The sequence below is a fragment of the Micromonospora sp. NPDC048040 genome, assembly GCF_055587185.1.
On the sequence record NZ_JBVJGT010000085.1, the window covers coordinates 18,940 to 20,577 of the forward strand.

Here is a 1,638-nt window from a genome sequence, read left to right on the forward strand (position 1 = left end):
AAGGACGTCGGCGGCACCGTCACCGCTCCAGTCCGCGGCCATGACGTGCTTGAAGGTCGCCCAGCCGTGTCCGATCTGCGTGTAGCCAGACAGTTTGTAGCTGTTGTTCGGGTAGTACAGTAGCCTCCCTGAAGAATCGACTCCTAGGACGTCGGCGGCACCGTCACCGCTCCAGTCCGCAGCCATGACGTGCTTGAAGGTCGCCCAGCCGTGTCCGATTCCGACCGGGTTGGCGAGGCCGGCTCCGCTGTGCGGGTAGTACCAGAAGTCACCGTTGGCAGCGACTCCCAGGACATCGGCGACACCGTCACCACTGAAGTCCGAAACCCGTTCGCCGTCAGCCCCGGGCAGGCCGGTGGAAAGGCGGTTCTGGCTCACGGGTGCGATGCCGGTGGGATAGTTGGTGCCGGTCTCCACGGTATTGGGGATTTCGCGGCTGAGCTGGGAATCGCAGTAGACGATATTCCAGTGGAGATGTGGGCCGGTCACGTTTCCGGTAGCGCCGGACGTGCCGATATGCTGCCCCTGCGCCACCAATTGCCCTCTGTTGACGATGGTGGCGCTGAGATGGGCGTACTGAGAGCAACGGTTGTTGCCGTGGTCGATCAAGGCGATGATGCCTCCGCCGGTGCTCCACCCCTCGTAGTAGACGGTGCCGGCCGCCGAGGCGACAATCGGGGTGCCTTGCGGCATGGCGAAGTCAACGGCATGCCGATTATAGCCGTCGTTGTGAGAATAGCCGCTTCCGGGCGTCTGGGTAATGGTGTACGCATGTCCAGCCCGGTAAGGTAGCTTGAACGGTGCGCCATTGCCGGCGAGTGCGGACTCCTGAGGAATCAGGATTCCGAGCACGGCGACAAGCGCAGCCAAGCTGACTGCGATATCGCGACGCAAATGGACCTCCTTGTGTCTACGATCGGCGCGGAATTTGGAATGCCTACCTTGCAGCTGCACGGCCATGAGCCACGGACGTTCGGGCGCGATCCGGCCCAAAGGGTGTCCCAACGGGGCCGAGACTGTCAAGAACGCCAATGGTTCTCTGCGTAATGGCCTGTTGCCCCGCCATGGGCGGCGTCCTTGGCTTGCCAAGCAGCTGGTCAGCGAGGCCGAGTTGAGGTCTGCCCGCCCAAGAGGTCCCGGTACTCCAGTCTCGGCTCGGCGTCGACGTCGAGCGCGTACCCCCGCCGCGCCGGGAAAGGCTTCCACGTCCAGCCCCGACGGTGGATGCTGCCCGCCAGGTGCCTTCTGGAATGCACCGACCAGCTGCTGATCTACCACGAACGACATGCCCTCGCCGTTGTCGGCGAGTACGTCGACCACTTCAACAACCACCGCCGCCCCAAGGACGGCAGCAGCTGAATCCGTCGCCCGCCATCAACCGACTCCCGCCTCGAGGGTGCTGTGCGCTCGTAACCTAGGCGGGGCACGGACCCGTAGACATCGTGTGTTCGACCGACGGCTATTCGGGGCAGTTGCTACGTACTGCGCACACCCTTACAGGTCGTCGATTTGGATAAAACCGTCCTGGATGGCGCGCTACCAGCATCGCCTTGGTGGGGGCCGCCCGGCCACGCATCGCGTACTTGATCCGGATGTGCTCCAGGTGGGAGTTGACCGTGCTCAGCGAAATCCCCAGAC

The 1,638-nt window shown here is 63.6% G+C and carries 2 protein-coding genes; one reads left to right on the forward strand and one right to left on the reverse strand.

The window, feature by feature from the left end; translation table 11 throughout:
• Window positions 1–960 (reverse strand): peptidoglycan DD-metalloendopeptidase family protein (locus ACZ6O2_RS34810; protein WP_466025965.1); only part of this gene is annotated, 960 nt, incomplete at its 3' end.
• Window positions 961–1,224: 264 nt separating this feature from the next.
• Here ACZ6O2_RS34810 and ACZ6O2_RS34815 point away from each other — a divergent pair.
• Window positions 1,225–1,359, forward strand: a complete 135-nt coding sequence (locus tag ACZ6O2_RS34815) for a hypothetical protein (RefSeq protein WP_466025966.1) — start codon at window positions 1,225–1,227, stop codon at window positions 1,357–1,359.
• Window positions 1,360–1,638: the final 279 nt, after the last annotated feature.

Bases quoted from the DNA above. Each gene is read 5' to 3' on its own strand.
- ACZ6O2_RS34815 (WP_466025966.1), top strand. From the start codon at position 1,225: ATGCTGCCCGCCAGGTGCCTTCTGGAATGCACCGACCAGCTGCTGATC.